This is a genomic window from uncultured Abiotrophia sp. (genome assembly GCF_938010525.1).
In the GTDB taxonomy this organism is placed as follows: Bacteria; Bacillota; Bacilli; order Lactobacillales; family Aerococcaceae; genus Abiotrophia.
The window spans coordinates 33,751-50,641 of the sequence record NZ_CALLVK010000010.1 but is presented as its reverse complement, the minus strand read 5'-3'; the positions used below and the strand labels follow the sequence as shown (position 1 = coordinate 50,641).

Sequence of the window (16,891 nt, the reverse complement as noted above, 5' to 3'; positions counted from 1 at the left end):
TAAATTAGTAGTAAATTGAGTGGTTTTGACCTTGATAAAGTGTGATAAGTCCAGTTTTTATGCGGATAACTAGATTTTTATGCTATTTTTATTATCAAAGTTAGATAGGATAGATACAGACACATTCAGGCGCCTGGGTTTCTGCCTCGATGAAGCTGACAAGGCCGCTATCACCATCGCGACTGAAGACGGCGATATGGTCACTATCTTGGTGGGGCACAAGGAGATAAGTCTGGTCTTGGCTTAGGACGAAGTCCCGTGGAATCTGTCCGCCACTGGCAATTTCTTGAATTTTAAGAGGCTGCTTAGGGTCGGACAGGGAAAAGGCGCAGATGACATCATGGAAGCGGCTAGAAGTATAGAGAAAACGACCATCCTGGCTGATGCGAATGGCAGCACTAGCGGCAGATTCTAAATATCCAGAATCTAGAAGGTCCAGCTGATGGACCAAGCTAAGATGACCGCTTGAATCAAGGGCTAGGGTTAGAAGGCTATTTGCCAGCTCGCCAATGACATATACTAGTTTTTGACTCGGATGAAAGACTAGGTGACGAGGACCAGTTCCCGGTGGACAAGTAAAGGTCTGAACCAAGCTGAGAGCACCAGAGCTAGGGGTTACTTCATAGACATAAATTTTGTCACTGCCCAAATCACAGACATAGAGCAGGTCACCCTCAGGATTTAAGCCCACAAAATGGATATGAGCGCTGGCCTGATTAGGGTGGACGCTAGAGCCCACATGCTCGTGGCGTTCAAAAGGGCTTAAGACAGCCTGGTCATAATGGTAACTATCAATGGAGCCTTCATGGTAATTAGCGACATAGACGGTCTGACTAGCTTCATGGACTGCTAGATGGCAGCCAGGGATTTTGGTATTGAGTAGGCGGCTGACTTCCTGCCAGTCCTTACCTTGGCGTTTAAAGGCTACCAAACCGCTCTCTTCCTCACCGCGGTGAAGGGCCAAGAGGGTGGCAGTTTCTTTGGCATAGGCTAGAAAAGTAGGTTGATTGAGTTTGGCAATCAGCTGTGGCTGGCTTAAATGGCCAGTGACAGGGTCCAAGTCAAGGCTTGAAATCCCTAGGTTGCGCCCCTTGGTGTAGCCACCTAGGATATAGGTTTCAGTCATGAAATCAGGTCCTTTCGCTAATGAATGAGTTTTATTGCCTTGACCGTGCATAAATCTAAGACAAGGCACCTATCCTTATGGTAGAATAAGATGACAGAAATTTCAAGGAGGGAGTTCTATGCAAGAACACACACCAAAACGCCAGTCGTCTTGGTTCACCCGTCAATTCCTAAATAGCCAGATGGTAGTCAGTCTCCTGATTTTACTCTTGGTTTTATTAATTATTTGGGTTTTTACTAGAATTACACATGTTTTCGCGCCAATTGGGGTGGTCATCGATGTGGCAGCTTTCCCAATTATTACCTCAGGGGTGCTCTATTATTTGCTATATCCTCTTGTGGATAAGCTAGAAGCGCGGGGGATGAAGCGCCAGTGGGCCATTTGGGCTATCTTTATTGGTTTAATTGTATTGTCGGCTTGGGGGATTGCCTCTCTTGTACCGACCTTACAGACCCAAATTCTGAGCTTTGCTCGTAGCCTGCCTAAATACTATGATGAAATCTATCATATGTTGTATCAGTCACCTTTTCTGACTGAGAATAAGGAAGTCACCCAACGTCTGCAGTCCTTCCTAGATGGTTTCGATTTCCGTAGTATGGCTGAGCAACTGAGTCGTTTCGCTTCTTCGACCTTCGGTAGTTTAGGATCCTTGGTTGAGGCAGTGACCTCCGTCATTATGGGGCTCTTGACCGTGCCAATTATTCTCTATTATCTCTTGGCAGATGGTCAGCATTTGGGCAATTACATCCTGAAATTCGTGCCGACTAAGCACCGTCCCATGGCGTCTCGTATGATGTATCAAGGGCACTATCAAGTGGCCCAATATATTCGGGGCCAAATTATCGTGGCAATCTGCGTTGCCATTATGTTCTGCATTGGTTATAGTATTGTCGGTCTAGACTATGCTATTGCCCTTGGGGTCGTGTCCGGTTTCCTCAATATTATTCCCTTCCTAGGATCCTTCATCGCAGTGATTCCGGCCTTTATCATTGCCTTGATTACCAGTCCTGTTATGGTCTTGAAGGTGGCCATTGTCATGATGGTCGAGCAAACCATCGAAGGGCGTTTTATTGCCCCACAAGTTTTGGGTAATAACCTCAAGATTCATCCGGTGACAATTCTGATTGTTCTCTTATCTGCTGGTAAGGCCTTCGGTTTAGTCGGGGTCATCCTAGGGGTGCCAGGTTACGCCGTTATCAAGGTAATTGTGGGTGAGTTTTATGAATTATATCGTGAGCGTTCTGGGGCATATGGTCCCAAAGAAGCTATCCAAGCTCCAACAGACCAAACTAGCCAAGAACTTGCTAGCAATGAAAGAAAGTAGTGATAGGATGTCAGTAAAACAAGTATTCAAACGTGTGACCCTATTGGGTCTAGCCCTAGCGACCGGCTTGAGCCAAGGCGCACTCTTAGTCAGTGCTCAGACTGAGTCGTCTTCCAGTGGCCAGGTCAAGATGGTAGATCCTGCCGAGTCTAGTTCTTCCTACCAAGAGGCGGATACCTCGGTTAGCCGTGAGGCCTACAATCAATTAGAAGAATTGCTTAAACAAAATAGCCAGGTAAAAATTAATCCCCAAGCCTTCTACCAAACAGATGATGATTTTAAGGCAGACCAACAGAACTTTGCCGTGACAGTGGATATGCTGAGACTCTACACGGTCAATAGTTTTGCCAAAGAATTAGAGAATGAGTTCAACTTTGAAGAAGGTGGCGGGGGCCTAGTGGTCATGCACGTCTCTATCACCAACAAGACCAAAGAAACCGTACATTATCCGGTTGAGGAACTCAAGTTATCCTATAACGAGGCTAGCTTAGAAGTATCGCCAAGTTACCAACTCTACCCTGCAGAGGATGGCAACCTAGCTCAAACCTTATCTGACAATAAGGGGACCATTGATGCCGGTCAAACAGTGTCTGGCTACCTGGTCTTTGGTTTAAGTGCTAGTTCAGTCAAGCGTGTTCAGGAAGATGGTTACTTCTATATCAAGGTAGTTTCTCCTAAGCGTAGCGAATCTGATATTACCGGGATTAGTGTTAATAGTTTGGGTGACGAGCAATTGCTGTATTTGCCGGCTAAGGATGAAGCGGCTAAATCGCTCAAAGAATCTGCCACTCATGTACCAGACCGTCTAACTACAGAATACTGGGGGACTAAGAGGGTCTTGGCTGACGATAAGCCTAAGCTTAAGGAAAGTGATGAAGGTATCGATGTGACGATTACGCGTTTGGAAGTCAGTGATTTCCAGCCAAATAGCTACAACGAAGAATCCTTCCGTAACTTTAAATATGGGGCCGTGATTGTTTCCGTCGAATATGATGTGACTAACAAGTCACAGAAGACACTCTTGCCAGTTGATGGCAATACAGTCTTAACTATTAATGGGGATCCGATTAATAGTGACTATGTCTTAACCAACCAAGTTTATGGTAAGGAATTGGCACCGGGTCAAACCTACCATGTTATCAAGACTTTCGCCTTGGACAAGAGTCGCTACCAGGAACATTGGCAAGGTCATGACTATAGCCTAACCATTTCCGTTCCTGAAAAGAAACCAGTAGTAGATTCTGCAAGCTCCAGCCAAGAGGGGCAAGAAGGGCAAACCGACCCAGAAACTCAAGGGGCACAAATGCAAGGTCAAACTGCTAACCCAGCGCCTGAAGTAACAACCTATAGCGTTACCTTCAATTTGGTGCCTAAGCTGATTCAGACGCTTAGCGAAGACCTGAAGCTTCAACCTGCTAATAGCACAAGCAATAGTCAAAACCCATAGTAGGGAAGGGCTGGGATCTAGGTCTCAGCCTTTTTCTTATGGTTAGGGGAGCTGTTCTTTTTTTGTTTTTGCGTCAACCTTACCCTGTTGATAGGTTGACATTAAGAGACGAATTGCCTATACTCATAACATAGCTATTATTCTAGGGGCCCTAGCCCTAAATAAAGGAGTTTTTCTAATGTTCAATGATTTTAAAGATGTTCGTGTCTTAACCCGCATGGCCTTAGGCTTGGCAGTCTTAATCGTCTGCTCCTATTTGTCCTTCCCCTTGTGGGGCTTCCCAGCACCTATTACCATGCAGACTTTTGCCCTCTGCTTGATTGGTTTGGTCTATAAACCTAAACAAGCCTTAGCGATTATCTTACTCTACCTATTGCTAGGGGCTGTAGGCTTACCGGTATTTGCTGGTGGTCGCGGTGGATTTGCATCTTTTGTAGGGCCAGCAGGGGGTTACCTCTTCTCCTTCCCAATTGCCTATACCTTGTTGTCTATCTTCAAGGGCAAGAAGCCAAGCTTTGTCTCTTATGCTTTGCGAACCCTCATCATCACCGTTCCAATTGTAACGGTCATGGGGATTTGGGGCTTCGTGCAATTCGCGCATATGGATTTAACTAAAGCAGTGACGACTGCCTTGATCTTTGTACCAGGTGATATCCTCAAAGCAGTGGTATCAGGTTTCTTAGCAGACCGTCTGCAGGTGGTAACCCGCCATTTTAACTAAAGCTCTTCCTTGCCGGGAAACAAGTGATTGAACTTGGTTCCCGGGCTTTTTTTGGTTATAATAAATGAGAATGTGAGTAGGAAGGAAGCTCTATATATGACTAATTCTAGAAGTAGCTGGCCTCAAGCTATGGTAGCTTGGGACCAGGCCCGAGTCCAGGCCTTTCGGAAAGACCTCCTAGCCTGGTACGATAAAAATAAGCGTGATTTGCCCTGGCGTAAGAGTCAGGATCCCTATGCCATCTGGGTCAGCGAGATTATGTTGCAACAAACCCAGGTGGCTACTGTTATTCCCTATTACCAACGGTTTATGGCGGCCTTGCCCACAGTGGCCGACTTGGCTCAAGCGCCAGAAGAAACCTTGCTCAATCTCTGGCAGGGACTAGGCTATTATAGCCGTGTCCGCAATATGCAGGCGGCTGCCCAACAAGTTATGGCTGACTTTGGCGGTCGGATGCCTGACCAAGTTGACAGCCTCTTAAGTCTCAAAGGCATTGGCCCCTATACGGCAGCTGCCATCGCCTCCATGGCCTTTGGTCGGGTGGCGCCGGCCCTGGACGGCAACCTCTTTCGAATTGTAGCCCGTCTCTTCCGTCTTAAAGACGACATTGCCCTGCCTAAAAGTCGTAAGGTCTTTATGGAAATTCTGGATATTTTGATTGACCCAGATCGGCCGGGAGATTTTAACCAGGCCATGATGGATTTGGGAGCCTGCGTCATGACGCCAAGCAATCCCCGGCCAGACAATCATCCCTTGGCGACCTATGATGCTTCCTATCAGGTTGGGGATTCTGACCAATATCCGGTCAAGAGCAAAAAAGTCAAACAAACCCGGCACGATTTGACCGCCTACTTTCTTGTGGATAGCCAAGGCAATTGGCTCCTGCGCCGTCATGGGGAGAATGAACTCCTGACAGGACTTTGGCACTTCCCCATGCTGGAACAAAGTATGGTCTATGAAGAAGTGACGGCGGCCGAATTGACTGAGCCAGTCTTAGATTGGCTAAGGGAAGATGCCTTGGTAGAGGGGGATAGCTCCATAAATTGCCAAGTGGTCAGTCCAGCCCTAGGGCAAGTCAAACATGTCTTCAGCCACCGAATTTGGCAGGTGCAGTTGGTAGGCTTGCGGCTGGATACAAGCAGTCCCCTCCGAGAAGGCTGGTGCTGGGTGGCACCAGAGGCTGTTGGCCAGCTACCTCTGTCTACCTTGCAGGAAAAACTCATGCAAGTCCTAGTTCATGAAAGGGAGGTCGTCCGATGAAATCCTTATGGTCTTTTTTTAAGGGCTACCGCGGGGTCGCCCTTTTGGGGCCATTGCTTAAGTTGGCGGAAGCCCTACTTGAATTAGCGGTACCCTTGGTAGTGGCCCAGATTATTGACCGCATCTTGACGGGTGACGGTGCTATTTGGGGATCCATTGTCTTCTTGTTGGGGCTGGCCCTGGCGGGTGTCCTCATGGCTATTACGGCTCAGTATTTTTCTGCCAAGGCGGCCATTGGCTATACCCAGCAATTGACCCAGGCCCTCTATCAAAAGATTAGTCGCCTGCCCGAGTCCCAGCGTCAGAGTCTAGGGGAATCCAGTCTGATTACGCGAGTGACCAATGACACCTATCAAGTGCAGACCGGGCTTAATATCTTCTTCCGCCTCTTCCTGCGGTCACCTTTTATTGTTTTCGGGGCTGCCTATATGGCCTGGCAATTCAATGCCCAGTTGGCCAGCTATCTCTTAGTCATGATTCTGGCTCTTTATCTGATTTTGGCGGTCTTGATGGGGCTGACAGCGCCTGGTTATGTCAAGATTCGCCAAGCTACTGACCGGGTAGTCCAAGTCACGCAAGAAGGTATGGCGGGTTATCGGGTCATCCGGAGTTTTAATCAGGTAGATGGCTATTTGTCTACTTATGAACAGGTTAATCAAAACTTGCTTGGCCATCAATTAAAGACCGGCTTCCTAGCGGCTCTTACTAATCCCCTAACTTACCTAGTAGTCAATGTCACCACAGTCTTAGTCCTCTGGCAAGGGGACTGGGCTCTGGGCCAAGGATTGCTAGCCAAAGGGGCGCTGGTGGCTCTGGTCAACTATCTGACCTTGATTTTAGGCGAGTTGATTAAAACAACCATTGTCCTAGGAAACCTCAACAAGGCCTGGATTAGCGCTCAAAGAATTCAAGCAGTCCTAGCTATGCCAGAAGAGCTTTCAGACCAGAAAGCAAGCTGCCAAGTGACAGGGGCAAGCTCTGATTCAATCTGGCGGGCTCAGTCTCTGACCTACACCTACCCAGGCAGTCCCATGCCAACGATTAATCAGGTCAGCTTGCAGCTTCAAGAAGGCCAGTGGCTAGGCTTGACCGGGGTAACCGGGGCAGGTAAGACTAGCCTAATCAAACTCCTGCTGGGTATCTTACCAGCTGACCAGGGTAGCCTGGCGGGGCCTGACGCTGAAGATTTAGCCTGGGTGCCTCAACAAGCCCAACTCTTCAAAGGGACCATTCGCTCCAATCTGCTCTTGGCCCAAGACAAGGCCAGTGACCAGGACTTATGGCAGGCCTTGGCCCTGGCTCAAGCAGACGACTTTGTTGCCGAAAAGGGTGGGCTGGATGCCCAAGTCACGGCCTTTGGTCGTAATTTCTCAGGTGGCCAACGGCAAAGACTGACCGTGGCCCGAGCCTTACTCAAGGCCAAAAAAGGCCTGATCCTTGATGATGCGACTTCAGCCCTGGACTATGCTACCGAAAGTCGCCTCCTGTCCGGCCTAAAGGCGGCGCGGCCTGACCTCATGGTCATCATGGTTTCGCAGCGCTTAAATGCCTTGCGTTTTGCTGACCAAATCTTGGTCTTAGAAGATGGCCAGGCTACAGGATATGGGCCGGCCCAAGAATTAGCCCAATCCAATCCTTACTACCGGACGCTAGTCCAGACCCAAAGCCAGGGAGGTGACCGCCAATGACACAAGGTCAAGTCATGAAACGCCTACTTAAAGGCTTGGCTAGTCGACCATGGCTCATGTTCCTAGCCTTGCTATCCACCTTGGTCCAGGCCGGTCTCGTCCTCTATTTACCCGTTCTGATTGGTCGAGCCATTGACTGGGTCGGGACAGGGCAGCAAGGAGTCTTGCAAGATTTACTGGTCCAAATGTTAGTTCTTATTGGCCTAACTATTGCCTTCCAATGGCTCAATCCTTGGCTCTACAATCAACTGGTCTATGGACATATGGCAGGGCTAAGGCAAAAGGTCATGGCCCAGCTTCAAGTTAGCCCGGTGCCTGCCCTTGATGGCTTTGGCCTGGGAGACTTGGTCAGCCGTCTGACTAACGACTTGGAGCAATTAACGGATGGCCTGATGATGCTCTTCACTCAACTCATGAGTGGCCTCTTCACGATTGGCGTGACCCTCTATCTCATGGCGGGCATGGACCTGGTTCTCTTTGGCTTGGTGGTCATTCTAACCCCAGTCTCCCTCTTCATTGCCCGTTTTATCGCCAAACAAAGCTATCATCGCTATCGGGATCAAGCTCAGACCCGGAGTGACCAGGCTCAGCGGGTAGAGGAGACCATTCGCCAAATGACCTTGCTGCAGGAACTAGATGCCCAGGAATTCCTAGCTGACGAGTTCCAAACCTTGAACCAGGCCTATAGCCAGGCAAGCTTGGGGGCTACCTTCTATTCTTCGACGGTCAATCCTATGACCCGCTTCGTCAATGCCTTGATTTATGCCCTCTTAATTGGGGTGGGGGCTAGTCGGGTAGTGGGTGGCCAGTTTACGGTAGGGGAATTGGTGACTTTTCTGGCCTATGCCACCCAGTACACCAAACCCTTCAATGATATCTCCTCCGTCTTATCGGAACTTCAGGGTGCCATTGCCTGTGCCGAACGTCTCTACCAAATTCTGGATTTGCCAAGCTTAGTTGAAAGTGCCACGCTTGACCTAGCAGGAGACCAGGTTCAAGGCGCTGTTGACTTTGTCGACATGGACTTCTCCTATGACCCAGCCCAGCCCCTAATCCAAGACTTCAACCTACATGTGCCGCCTGGCAGTATGGTGGCCGTGGTGGGGCCAACTGGGGCCGGTAAATCCACCATGATTAACCTGCTCATGCGCTACTATGAGCCAAGCTCTGGGGCCATTGAGTTAGACGGTCAAGCTATTAGGACCTATAGACGACAATCTTGGCGCGATCAACTTGGCTTGGTGCCCCAGGAAACCTGGCTCTTCACTGGGACGGTCCATGACAATATTGCTTTTGGCCGACCAGATGCTAGTCGCCAGGAGGTAGTCGCTGCGGCTAAGGCGGCTAAGGCCCATCACTTTATTGAACTCCTGCCTCAGGGCTATGACACTATCCTGTCAGGACAGGGTGGGGGACTGTCGCAAGGTCAGGCCCAACTACTAGCCTTGGCTCGAATTTTCATTAAGCCACCTAAGGTCTTATTGCTGGATGAGGCGACCTCGTCCATCGACGCTTATACAGAGCTCAAGGTCCAAGAAGCCTTCAACCAACTCATGGCTGGTCGGACCAGCTTTGTCATTGCCCACCGCTTGGCTACCATTCGCAGCGCGGACCTGATTATTGTCATGAATCATGGGGCCATTGTAGAGCAAGGGACTCACGACCAACTCATGGCCAAGCGCCAACTTTACTACCAAATGCAAGAAGAAGTCTAAGACTTTTCAGAAAAATTTGCCAAGACTGCATAAAGCCTTAGCATAATAGGTGAAATTGTGCTATAATATCGGAGTATTGGTTAACGGTCGAAGTACCGGTTCAATTTGGAACGGAAAGTAGGTTCAGTGATGAAACAACCCAAGGAAGGCGAGTTCATCACGATTAAAAGTTATAAGCATGATGGGTCTTTGCATCGGACCTGGCGCGATACCATGGTATTGAAGACCAGCGATCAATCCATCATTGGGTGTAACGATCATACTTTAGTAACGGAATCGGACGGTCGTCGCTGGGTAACCCGGGAAGCAGCCTTGCTCTATTATCACCAGCACTTCTGGTTTAATATTGTAGCCATGATTCGCAAACGCGGCGTTACTTATTACTGTAACTTGGCTTCTCCTTATCTAATTGATAATGAGGCGCTCAAGTATATCGACTATGATTTAGATATTAAGGTATTTCCTGATGGGGAAAAGCGGCTGCTGGACTTGGACGAGTACGAGCTCCACAGCAAGCGATACCGCTATCCGGAAGAAATCGATCGTATCCTCAAATATAATATCCAAGAACTGGTCCGCTGGATCGAAGAGAAGAAAGGTCCCTTCGCACCAGAATTCGTGGATATCTGGTATGAGCGGTATTGTCAACTGACTCATCGACGTAAATCTAAGCATAACTGATTAATCGTGATGCCAATTGATTAAAGAAGAGGCTGGGAAAACTCCCAGCCTCTTCTTTTGTTTGGTATTCAGCCCCAAATCTTTCGGATTTGGGGGCGGGCCTTTGCTTGTGCTAGGCCCTAGTTTGACTGGCCTTGCCTATTTATAGGTTACACCTATAAATAGGGTTTGAGCGCGACTTTTTTACGGGGTAATTTGGCTGGATTTCACATAGTCGGGCCAATTTCACAAGAATGTTCGTGTTTTTAGCCCAGAAGGCTGATTTAAAGGGATTCTGCATGGAGCCTTTATGAAAATGCCCTTATATAACAAATGTATATTTGCCTATAAATTTTGCCAGCTTGAGCTTTTAAGTGCGCTCAAGCCCGGTGCAATCAGGAGTTGAGAATTTTTGACATTACAAATACTTTATAGTAAAGTATAAGGAGCTTTTAGAAAATTCAAAGTCAAGGAGGATAGTTGTAGACCAATGGATAGCGCCAGCCCTTCACATGAGAAGGGGACGAGGAGCGGGTTTATCGAATTTTCGGCGGATGACCCGGGGCCGTGCAGTCCACAAGAGAGAGCATAAAACTGGGGATGTAAATCCCAGGACAGAGACTCTGTCTAAGCACCTAAAAGCAACTTAATTTATGATAATAAAGGAGTTGTTACCCCCATGTGTGGAGTAGTAGGAATGATCGGCGCGGGCAAGGTTCAAGAAACCTTGATTACCGGCCTAGAAAAGTTAGAGTATCGTGGTTATGATTCAGCAGGTATCTTTGTGCGCAACAATGAGACCGTGGGCTTCTTCAAGGAAGTAGGGCGCATTGCTCAACTCAAGGAAATTGTGGATTTTGATTTACCTGCCACCGTTGGGATTGGTCACACCCGTTGGGCTACCCACGGGCCAGCTACCCAATACAATGCCCACCCACATTTATCCGCTAGTGGTCGCTTTGCCTTAGTGCACAATGGTGTGATTGAGAACTTTGCTGACCTTAAGGCTAACTATCTGCAAGACGTCGACTTCAAGTCTGATACTGACACAGAAGTCGTGGTTCAATTGATCGAGCATTTTGCCTTAAAAGATGGCTTGTCTGGTAAGGAAGCCTTCAAGAAAGCCCTGAGCTTGATTCACGGTTCTTACGCCTTCGGTTTAATCGATAGCGAGACTCCAGATACCCTCTATGCAGCTAAGAATAAATCACCGCTCTTAGTAGGCTTAGGCCAAGGCTACAACCTGATTGCTTCAGATGCCATGGCAACTATCCATTTAACTGCTGACTACCTTGAAATCAAGGACAAGGAATTCGTGACCTTGACCCCATCTGCTGTGACCATCGAAACCTACTCAGGTCAAGTGGTAGAGCGTGCTGCCTTCAAAGCAGAATTAGACGCGGCAGATTTAGAGAAGGGCGCTTACCCTTACTACATGATCAAAGAAATCGACGAGCAACCAACCGTTATGCGTCGTCTGATTCAAGAATACCAAGGCGACAAGGGCCATTTCCACGTGTCTGAAGATCTTTTGGCTGCCTTAACAGAAGCGGACCGTCTCTATGTGGTGGCCTGCGGGACCAGCTATCATGCAGGTTGGGTCGGCAAGAACTTGATTGAGAAGATGGCTGGCAAACCAGTCGATGTTCTCTTAGCCAGCGAATTTGCCTATGACCTGCCAATCTTTAGCAGCAAACCACTCTTTATCTTCTTGACCCAGTCTGGGGAAACGGCAGACAGCCGTCAGGCCTTGGTTCGTGTCAATGAGTTGGGCTACCCATCCTTGACCATTACCAACGTTAAGGGTTCGACCTTATCTCGTGAAGCAAGCCATACCCTCTTGCTACACGCAGGGCCGGAAATCGCAGTAGCCTCTACCAAGGCTTATACTGCCCAAATCGCGGTCATGGCCATCTTGGCAGACTGCCTAGCCCGCCACTTAGGTAAGGAAACAGACTTCGACATGGCACATGAGCTGAGCCTAGTGGCTAGCGCCATGGAATCTATCTTGGCAGAGAAAGACCAGCTTGAAGCATGGTGTAACGCCAACTTGATGGAACCTCGCAATGCCTTCTATATCGGCCGTCTCTTGGACTATTATGTGTCCATGGAAGCTGCCCTCAAGCTCAAGGAAATTACCTATATTCAGACCGAAGCCTTTGCAGCGGGTGAATTGAAGCACGGGACCATTGCCTTGATTGAGGAAGGGACTCCAGTCTTGGCCTTAATCAGTGATCCAAGCGTAGCCGCTCATACTCGCGGTAACGTGGAAGAAGTTAAGGCGCGTGGCGCCCAAGCCGTCGTGATTGCAAGCCAAGAAGTAGCCAAAGAAGATGACTTCTTCGTGGTACCAAATGTAACCAAATTATTGAGCCCGCTGGCGATGGTGGTAGTGACTCAATTGATTGCTTACTATACTGCCCTAGGCCGTGGCCTAGACGTGGACAAACCACGTAACTTGGCTAAATCCGTTACAGTTGAATAAGAATAGTGGAGGTTGAGACACAGGTCTCAACCTCCTTTTATTTTAGAGAGAGCAGTCACTCTCCTAAAGGATAAATTTTATATAAACACTATAGTTTTCTCTTGATTCCGAAAGTGTTACGATGTATAATATGATTGTAGAAAGGAGGGGGATAAGTTGGATATCAAGGAGCGGATTGCTCAGATGATGTTTCAGTACCGTAAACAAAAGCAATGGACTCAAAAAGAGTTGGCGACAGGTATTTGTACACAGACAGTTATCAGTAAGATTGAAAAAGGGGAATCTCTACCGTCTGTTGACCTTTTCTTTAAGTTGGCTAAGAAGCTAGAAATGCCAATGGAGGATATCTTGGCGCTATTCAATCTTGAAACACAGGTCACTAACCAACTGTCACAAGACCAGATTCAGACCCTTTTGTATCGGCAAGACTATCAGACCTTGGCCTTTCTCTTGGATAAGATGAATTTAGAAACGGCATCTTACGATGATGTCCTAACCTATAAGTGGGTCCACGCCATCCTAGCATTTCATCTTGAAAAAGATGCCCCTCGTGCACTAGAAGAATTTGATGAGTTGATTGCCAAAGAGAAACAGTCTCAGCGTATATATTATCTAGCACTCAATTCCAAGGCTATTGTCCAAATGGAAATTAAAGACTACCAAGCTGCCAAAGTTACCCTAGAAGGGCTAGAACAGCATTATTATGAATTTTTGGGGCCGGAGTTTGTAGCCAAGGTTCTAATCAATTTAGCACGATTATATATGTACCTCGATAATAATGTAATGTGCTTAGATTATGCCACGAAAACAGTTGATTTATTAGTGAAGGGCCAAAAATTATTCTTGTTAGGCGAAGCCTATTTTTATCAGGCATATGCATGGAATGAATTAGGGTTACTTGATAGCGCCTTACTGTCTTGTCAACGTTCTGTCATGTTATTCGAAATTGAGGAGAAAAAATTGGCTTTAAATGCAGCAAAATCCTTGTTGAGAGAAATTGAGGAGGGGATAACAACATATTAATTCTATAGCATCATTAACCTTGTTCATGCACTATTTATCGGCTTTAAACTCTAATGAAGTAAAGTTGTTGTATTGTGAAAGGGAATCTTACTCCGCCAAATCTCAGCAAGGGTTAAAAACTGTTCAATTAACTAAAAGGAGGTAGACAATTATGAAAGCACTCAAACAATTTCTCATTCCTTTTCTAGCTATTTTACTTAGCTTGGTCACTTGGACCTCGGTGGCTGCCAGTCCGCGCCAAGTGGTCTTCCGTAATGATAGGTCCGACAGCAGTCTAGTAGCCATTGAAATCAAGGACACGACGGTACGACTCTATCTGCCAGAGACCTATCGCTTTAACCGCGACAGTCAGACCGACCAAGTGCTCGATGATTTTTACCAGCTGACCCAGAATCCCCAAAGGGTTTCCTTGGCTGATCCAAGTAAGAAGCAGGAGGCCAGCCAGGAAAGGCTGGACTATGTCGAGCATAGTGACCATGACCAAGACATCACACCGCGTTACTTTGAGTTTAAGAATGTGGAAATAGTAGAAGAGCCATCTTCTATTAAGGTCCTATATGATAAGACCACGGTCACGCGTTTAGTGGCTCAAATTCTGACCGGCAAGGCCCTGGATTTACAGGGTAACCAATTTTCTATTCAAGAAGTCAAGCCATAAGACCATAGCCGACTACTAGCAATCACTTGCAAAGTAGTCGGCTTTTTCATTGCTATTTCATAAGGCTATGCTATAATAAGATTATGGAAACGCTTAACAAGGAGGTTCTCATATGGAAAAAGTTGTGTACACGAACTATTGGGTAGACCGCTATACAGATGCCCGCAAGGAGCATGGTTCCTACCTAACAGAGGAAGAAGCCCTCAATGCTATTTACACCTGGTGGCGCATCCACAAGGAACACCATCGGGATGTCAAGGAGACGCGGACTAATACCGGGGCCTTGGAAATCACCTATGATGATGATCGTTACGTCTACCGGATCGAAAAACGCAAATTCCAAGGCAATTTGCCAAGTCGTAGCTATCAACTCTGGACCCAAGGACAAATTGAGGCCCAACGTCAACAATTGCAACTGTCTGATGATGAGTTCCTCTTCGACGAGTTGGCTGAGCCTTACCGCGACCGTCTCATTGAAGTCATGGCTGATGCCAGCAAGGTACGCAACTTCTGCTATACCCAAGATGGTCGCCTAGTGGTGAAACTGTCTGACCTTAAGGCAGCCCGTCAACGTTAAAAACAATAAAATAAGCCTCTGAAGCCATTTGGAATCCTGGCTTCAGGGGTCTTTTCTTGATAGCATAAATTAATAGCCTTCAGGCGCGAAAAGGGCACTGCCCACACGCAGGAAGCTAGCACCTTCCTCGGTGGCGATGCTATAGTCTTGACTCATGCCCATGCTGAGCTCACTACAAGGAGCGTGAGGATAGCCGGCTTCTTGGACTAGGAGTTGGAGATGTTTGAGAGTCTTGAAGAAGAAGTGGAGCTCGCCTTCTAGGGCATCGGCTGGCGCCATGGTCATCAGGCCCACGATTTCAATCTTATCGTAAGGAGCTAGCTGCTCGATGGCCGCAAAGACTTGCTCGGGCTCATAGCCTGTCTTGCTCTCTTCGCCCGATACATTGACCTGGAGGAAGCACTTGATAGGGTGGTCGGCCCGCTTTTGAATTTCCTTGGCTAAGTCAAAGCGGTCTAGGGCATGGAGATAGTCAATTTGATTGATAAACTCCTTGACCTGGCGGGTTTGGATCCTGCCGATGAAGTGCCAGACAATGTCTGGAGCAGTTTGGGCTAGGGCGGCCTGCTTTTCTAAGAGGGCAGGATAGCGATTCTCGCCAAAATGCCGTTGGCCTAAATCATAGAGGGCTTGAATTTGGTCGGCGCCCACTGTCTTGCTGACGGCAATTAGCTGAGGGGCCTTGCCTTCTGGGCTATGTTTTTGGATACGGTCTAAGACCGCCTGATAGCGATCCTGGATGAGCTTCTGAGTCATGGAATATTCCTCCTACTTAATGGCTGTAGTATAGCACGGTCGCTAGCTTTTTGCAAAAGTCCCGCGTTCCCAAGTGGCGTGGGACATGCTATACTAAGGAGGTAGAATACGTCTTGAGGAGGATCTAAGATGCCAGCAGATTTTGGAGCTTTCTATCAGAAAGAAATCAGCCAGCGCCGGGACATTTTGGCGACTTATTTGGAAGAGGAAGGGCAAGCCCAAGCCCTGGAAACAGCCCTGGCCTTGCCAGAGTCAGTGGCCAACCAGTTGATTGAGAACTATGTGGGCAATTATAGTCTGCCTTTTGGTCTGGCTCCAACCTTCAAAATTAATGGTCGGGACTATGTGGTGCCAATGGCTATTGAAGAGCCTAGCGTGGTGGCTGCAGCCAGCAACGGGGGCAAACGCCTGGGCAATATCCAGTCTCAGGTCTTAAGTCGCCAACTAATTGGACAGATTGTGCTAACCGATATTGAAGACCTGGCTAGCGGGCTTGAGCAAGTTTCGGCGCATAAAGACCACTGGCTGGACCTAGCTCGGGCAGCCTGTCCTAGCATGGTAGCCCGTGGTGGCGGCCCTTGCGATTTATGGGCCGATAGCTACGGGGATGATCAGGGCGATTTTCTCTGTGTCTATTTGAGCTTGGATCCCTGTGACGCCATGGGCGCCAATGTCATGAATACGGTCCTAGAGGCCCTTGCGCCTGAAGTTGAAGCCAGCCTGGGGGGGCAAGCCCTTCTGCGGATTCTTTCTAACCATGGCGACAAGCTCCTAGTCAAAGCCCAGGTTAGCCTGCCCGTCTCCCAGCTTCACGCCAATCCAGAGCAGGCCTTGACTTTGGCCAAACGTTTGAGTCAGGCCAGTCGCGTGGCCCAGTTGGATCCACGTCGGGCGGTGACTCATAATAAGGGCATTATGAATGGGGTAGATGCGGTCTTACTTGCCACCGGTAATGACTGGCGAGCGGTGGAAGCCGGTGTCCACGCCCATGCGGCTCGGGATGGTCAATATCGGGGCCTCAGTCAATGGACCCTTTCCCCTGACCAAGCAAGACTAGAAGGGGAATTAACCCTGCCCTTGTCCCTTGCGACCGTTGGCGGGACCCTAGCTGTCCATCCAACGGCCCAATTGGCCCTAGCTATCTTAGGCAAGCCCAATGCCCGTGAGCTGGCCCAAATCATTGCAGCAGTCGGCCTAGCCCAGAACTTTGCTGCCTTGAGAGCCCTAGTGACTGACGGCATTCAAAAGGGTCATATGGCCTTGCAAGCCCGGTCCTTGGCCCTTCAAGTGGGTGCCAGTCTAGAGGAAGTGCCTGCCCTAGTTAAGGCCTTGCGTCAGACTCCTGCCATGAACCGTGCTTTAGCTGAACAGCTCTTAGCCCAGCTACGCAGCCAAGAGGGAAGTTAAAAAATTTATTAAGTTAGCGCGCCTTTAAGTTAAAGGCGCCTTTT

14 protein-coding genes are annotated in these 16,891 nt (G+C 48.3%); 12 read left to right on the top strand and 2 right to left on the bottom strand.

Going from position 1 to position 16,891, the window contains the following annotated elements:
* Positions 1-100 precede the first annotated feature (100 nt).
* Positions 101-1,126, bottom strand: a complete 1,026-nt coding sequence (locus Q0339_RS01790) for a lactonase family protein (RefSeq protein WP_298077066.1) — start codon at positions 1,124-1,126, stop codon at positions 101-103.
* 118 nt (positions 1,127-1,244) lie between these two features.
* Here Q0339_RS01790 and Q0339_RS01785 point away from each other — a divergent pair, with 118 nt between their 5' ends.
* The 11 genes from Q0339_RS01785 (at position 1,245) to Q0339_RS01735 (ending at position 14,684) form a co-directional block, all read left to right on the top strand.
* Positions 1,245-2,450: an AI-2E family transporter gene (locus Q0339_RS01785; protein WP_298077065.1), complete on the top strand. Its 1,206-nt coding sequence runs from the start codon at positions 1,245-1,247 to the stop codon at positions 2,448-2,450.
* Positions 2,451-2,457: 7 nt separating this feature from the next.
* Positions 2,458-3,897 carry a hypothetical protein gene (locus Q0339_RS01780; RefSeq protein WP_298077064.1) on the top strand — a complete coding sequence of 480 codons (1,440 nt, stop codon included), beginning with the start codon at positions 2,458-2,460 and terminating at the stop codon, positions 3,895-3,897.
* Between the two features lie 178 nt (positions 3,898-4,075).
* Entirely contained in the window at positions 4,076-4,618 is a 543-nt protein-coding gene (locus tag Q0339_RS01775; RefSeq protein ID WP_023391070.1) for a biotin transporter BioY, read from the top strand.
* A gap of 96 nt (positions 4,619-4,714) precedes the next feature.
* Complete coding sequence (gene mutY / locus Q0339_RS01770) at positions 4,715-5,878, top strand: A/G-specific adenine glycosylase (RefSeq protein ID WP_298077062.1); 1,164 nt, start codon at positions 4,715-4,717, stop codon at positions 5,876-5,878.
* Positions 5,875-7,566 carry an ABC transporter ATP-binding protein gene (locus Q0339_RS01765; protein ID WP_298077061.1) on the top strand — a complete coding sequence of 564 codons (1,692 nt, stop codon included), beginning with the start codon at positions 5,875-5,877 and terminating at the stop codon, positions 7,564-7,566. The genes mutY and Q0339_RS01765 overlap by 4 nt, the downstream gene beginning before the upstream one ends.
* Positions 7,563-9,281, top strand: coding sequence for an ABC transporter ATP-binding protein (locus Q0339_RS01760; protein ID WP_298077059.1), 1,719 nt, complete (start codon positions 7,563-7,565; stop codon positions 9,279-9,281). The genes Q0339_RS01765 and Q0339_RS01760 overlap by 4 nt, the downstream gene beginning before the upstream one ends.
* Positions 9,282-9,410: 129 nt before the next feature.
* A complete protein-coding gene (locus tag Q0339_RS01755; protein WP_023391066.1) occupies positions 9,411-9,962 on the top strand; it encodes a DUF402 domain-containing protein in 552 nt (183 codons plus the stop codon).
* 658 nt (positions 9,963-10,620) lie between these two features.
* A complete protein-coding gene (glmS, locus tag Q0339_RS01750; protein ID WP_298077057.1) occupies positions 10,621-12,426 on the top strand; it encodes a glutamine--fructose-6-phosphate transaminase (isomerizing) in 1,806 nt (601 codons plus the stop codon).
* A 156-nt stretch (positions 12,427-12,582) separates the two neighbouring features.
* Positions 12,583-13,449 carry a helix-turn-helix transcriptional regulator gene (locus Q0339_RS01745; RefSeq protein WP_291431238.1) on the top strand — a complete coding sequence of 289 codons (867 nt, stop codon included), beginning with the start codon at positions 12,583-12,585 and terminating at the stop codon, positions 13,447-13,449.
* A gap of 151 nt (positions 13,450-13,600) precedes the next feature.
* On the top strand, positions 13,601-14,107 hold the full coding sequence (locus Q0339_RS01740; RefSeq protein WP_298077055.1) for a hypothetical protein: 507 nt from the start codon (positions 13,601-13,603) through the stop codon (positions 14,105-14,107).
* Between the two features lie 112 nt (positions 14,108-14,219).
* Positions 14,220-14,684, top strand: a complete 465-nt coding sequence (locus tag Q0339_RS01735) for a hypothetical protein (protein WP_268445006.1) — start codon at positions 14,220-14,222, stop codon at positions 14,682-14,684.
* A gap of 69 nt (positions 14,685-14,753) precedes the next feature.
* On the opposite strand, the gene Q0339_RS01730 is transcribed toward Q0339_RS01735, so the two are convergent.
* Complete coding sequence (locus Q0339_RS01730; protein ID WP_298077054.1) at positions 14,754-15,440, bottom strand: YggS family pyridoxal phosphate-dependent enzyme; 687 nt, start codon at positions 15,438-15,440, stop codon at positions 14,754-14,756.
* Between the two features lie 129 nt (positions 15,441-15,569).
* Between Q0339_RS01730 and Q0339_RS01725 the strand changes: the two genes are divergently transcribed.
* Positions 15,570-16,847, top strand: coding sequence for a hydroxymethylglutaryl-CoA reductase, degradative (locus Q0339_RS01725; RefSeq protein WP_298077053.1), 1,278 nt, complete (start codon positions 15,570-15,572; stop codon positions 16,845-16,847).
* The last annotated feature ends 44 nt before the right edge of the window (positions 16,848-16,891 follow it).

Bases quoted from the DNA above. Each gene is read 5' to 3' on its own strand.
- Q0339_RS01760 (WP_298077059.1), top strand. From the start codon at position 7,563: ATGACACAAGGTCAAGTCATGAAACGCCTACTTAAAGGCTTGGCTAGT.
- Q0339_RS01730 (WP_298077054.1), bottom strand. From the start codon at position 15,440: ATGACTCAGAAGCTCATCCAGGATCGCTATCAGGCGGTCTTAGACCGT.
- glmS (WP_298077057.1), top strand. From the start codon at position 10,621: ATGTGTGGAGTAGTAGGAATGATCGGCGCGGGCAAGGTTCAAGAAACC.
- Q0339_RS01790 (WP_298077066.1), bottom strand. From the start codon at position 1,126: ATGACTGAAACCTATATCCTAGGTGGCTACACCAAGGGGCGCAACCTA.
- Q0339_RS01755 (WP_023391066.1), top strand. From the start codon at position 9,411: ATGAAACAACCCAAGGAAGGCGAGTTCATCACGATTAAAAGTTATAAG.
- Q0339_RS01740 (WP_298077055.1), top strand. From the start codon at position 13,601: ATGAAAGCACTCAAACAATTTCTCATTCCTTTTCTAGCTATTTTACTT.
- Q0339_RS01780 (WP_298077064.1), top strand. From the start codon at position 2,458: ATGTCAGTAAAACAAGTATTCAAACGTGTGACCCTATTGGGTCTAGCC.
- mutY (WP_298077062.1), top strand. From the start codon at position 4,715: ATGACTAATTCTAGAAGTAGCTGGCCTCAAGCTATGGTAGCTTGGGAC.
- Q0339_RS01735 (WP_268445006.1), top strand. From the start codon at position 14,220: ATGGAAAAAGTTGTGTACACGAACTATTGGGTAGACCGCTATACAGAT.
- Q0339_RS01725 (WP_298077053.1), top strand. From the start codon at position 15,570: ATGCCAGCAGATTTTGGAGCTTTCTATCAGAAAGAAATCAGCCAGCGC.
- Q0339_RS01785 (WP_298077065.1), top strand. From the start codon at position 1,245: ATGCAAGAACACACACCAAAACGCCAGTCGTCTTGGTTCACCCGTCAA.
- Q0339_RS01775 (WP_023391070.1), top strand. From the start codon at position 4,076: ATGTTCAATGATTTTAAAGATGTTCGTGTCTTAACCCGCATGGCCTTA.
- Q0339_RS01765 (WP_298077061.1), top strand. From the start codon at position 5,875: ATGAAATCCTTATGGTCTTTTTTTAAGGGCTACCGCGGGGTCGCCCTT.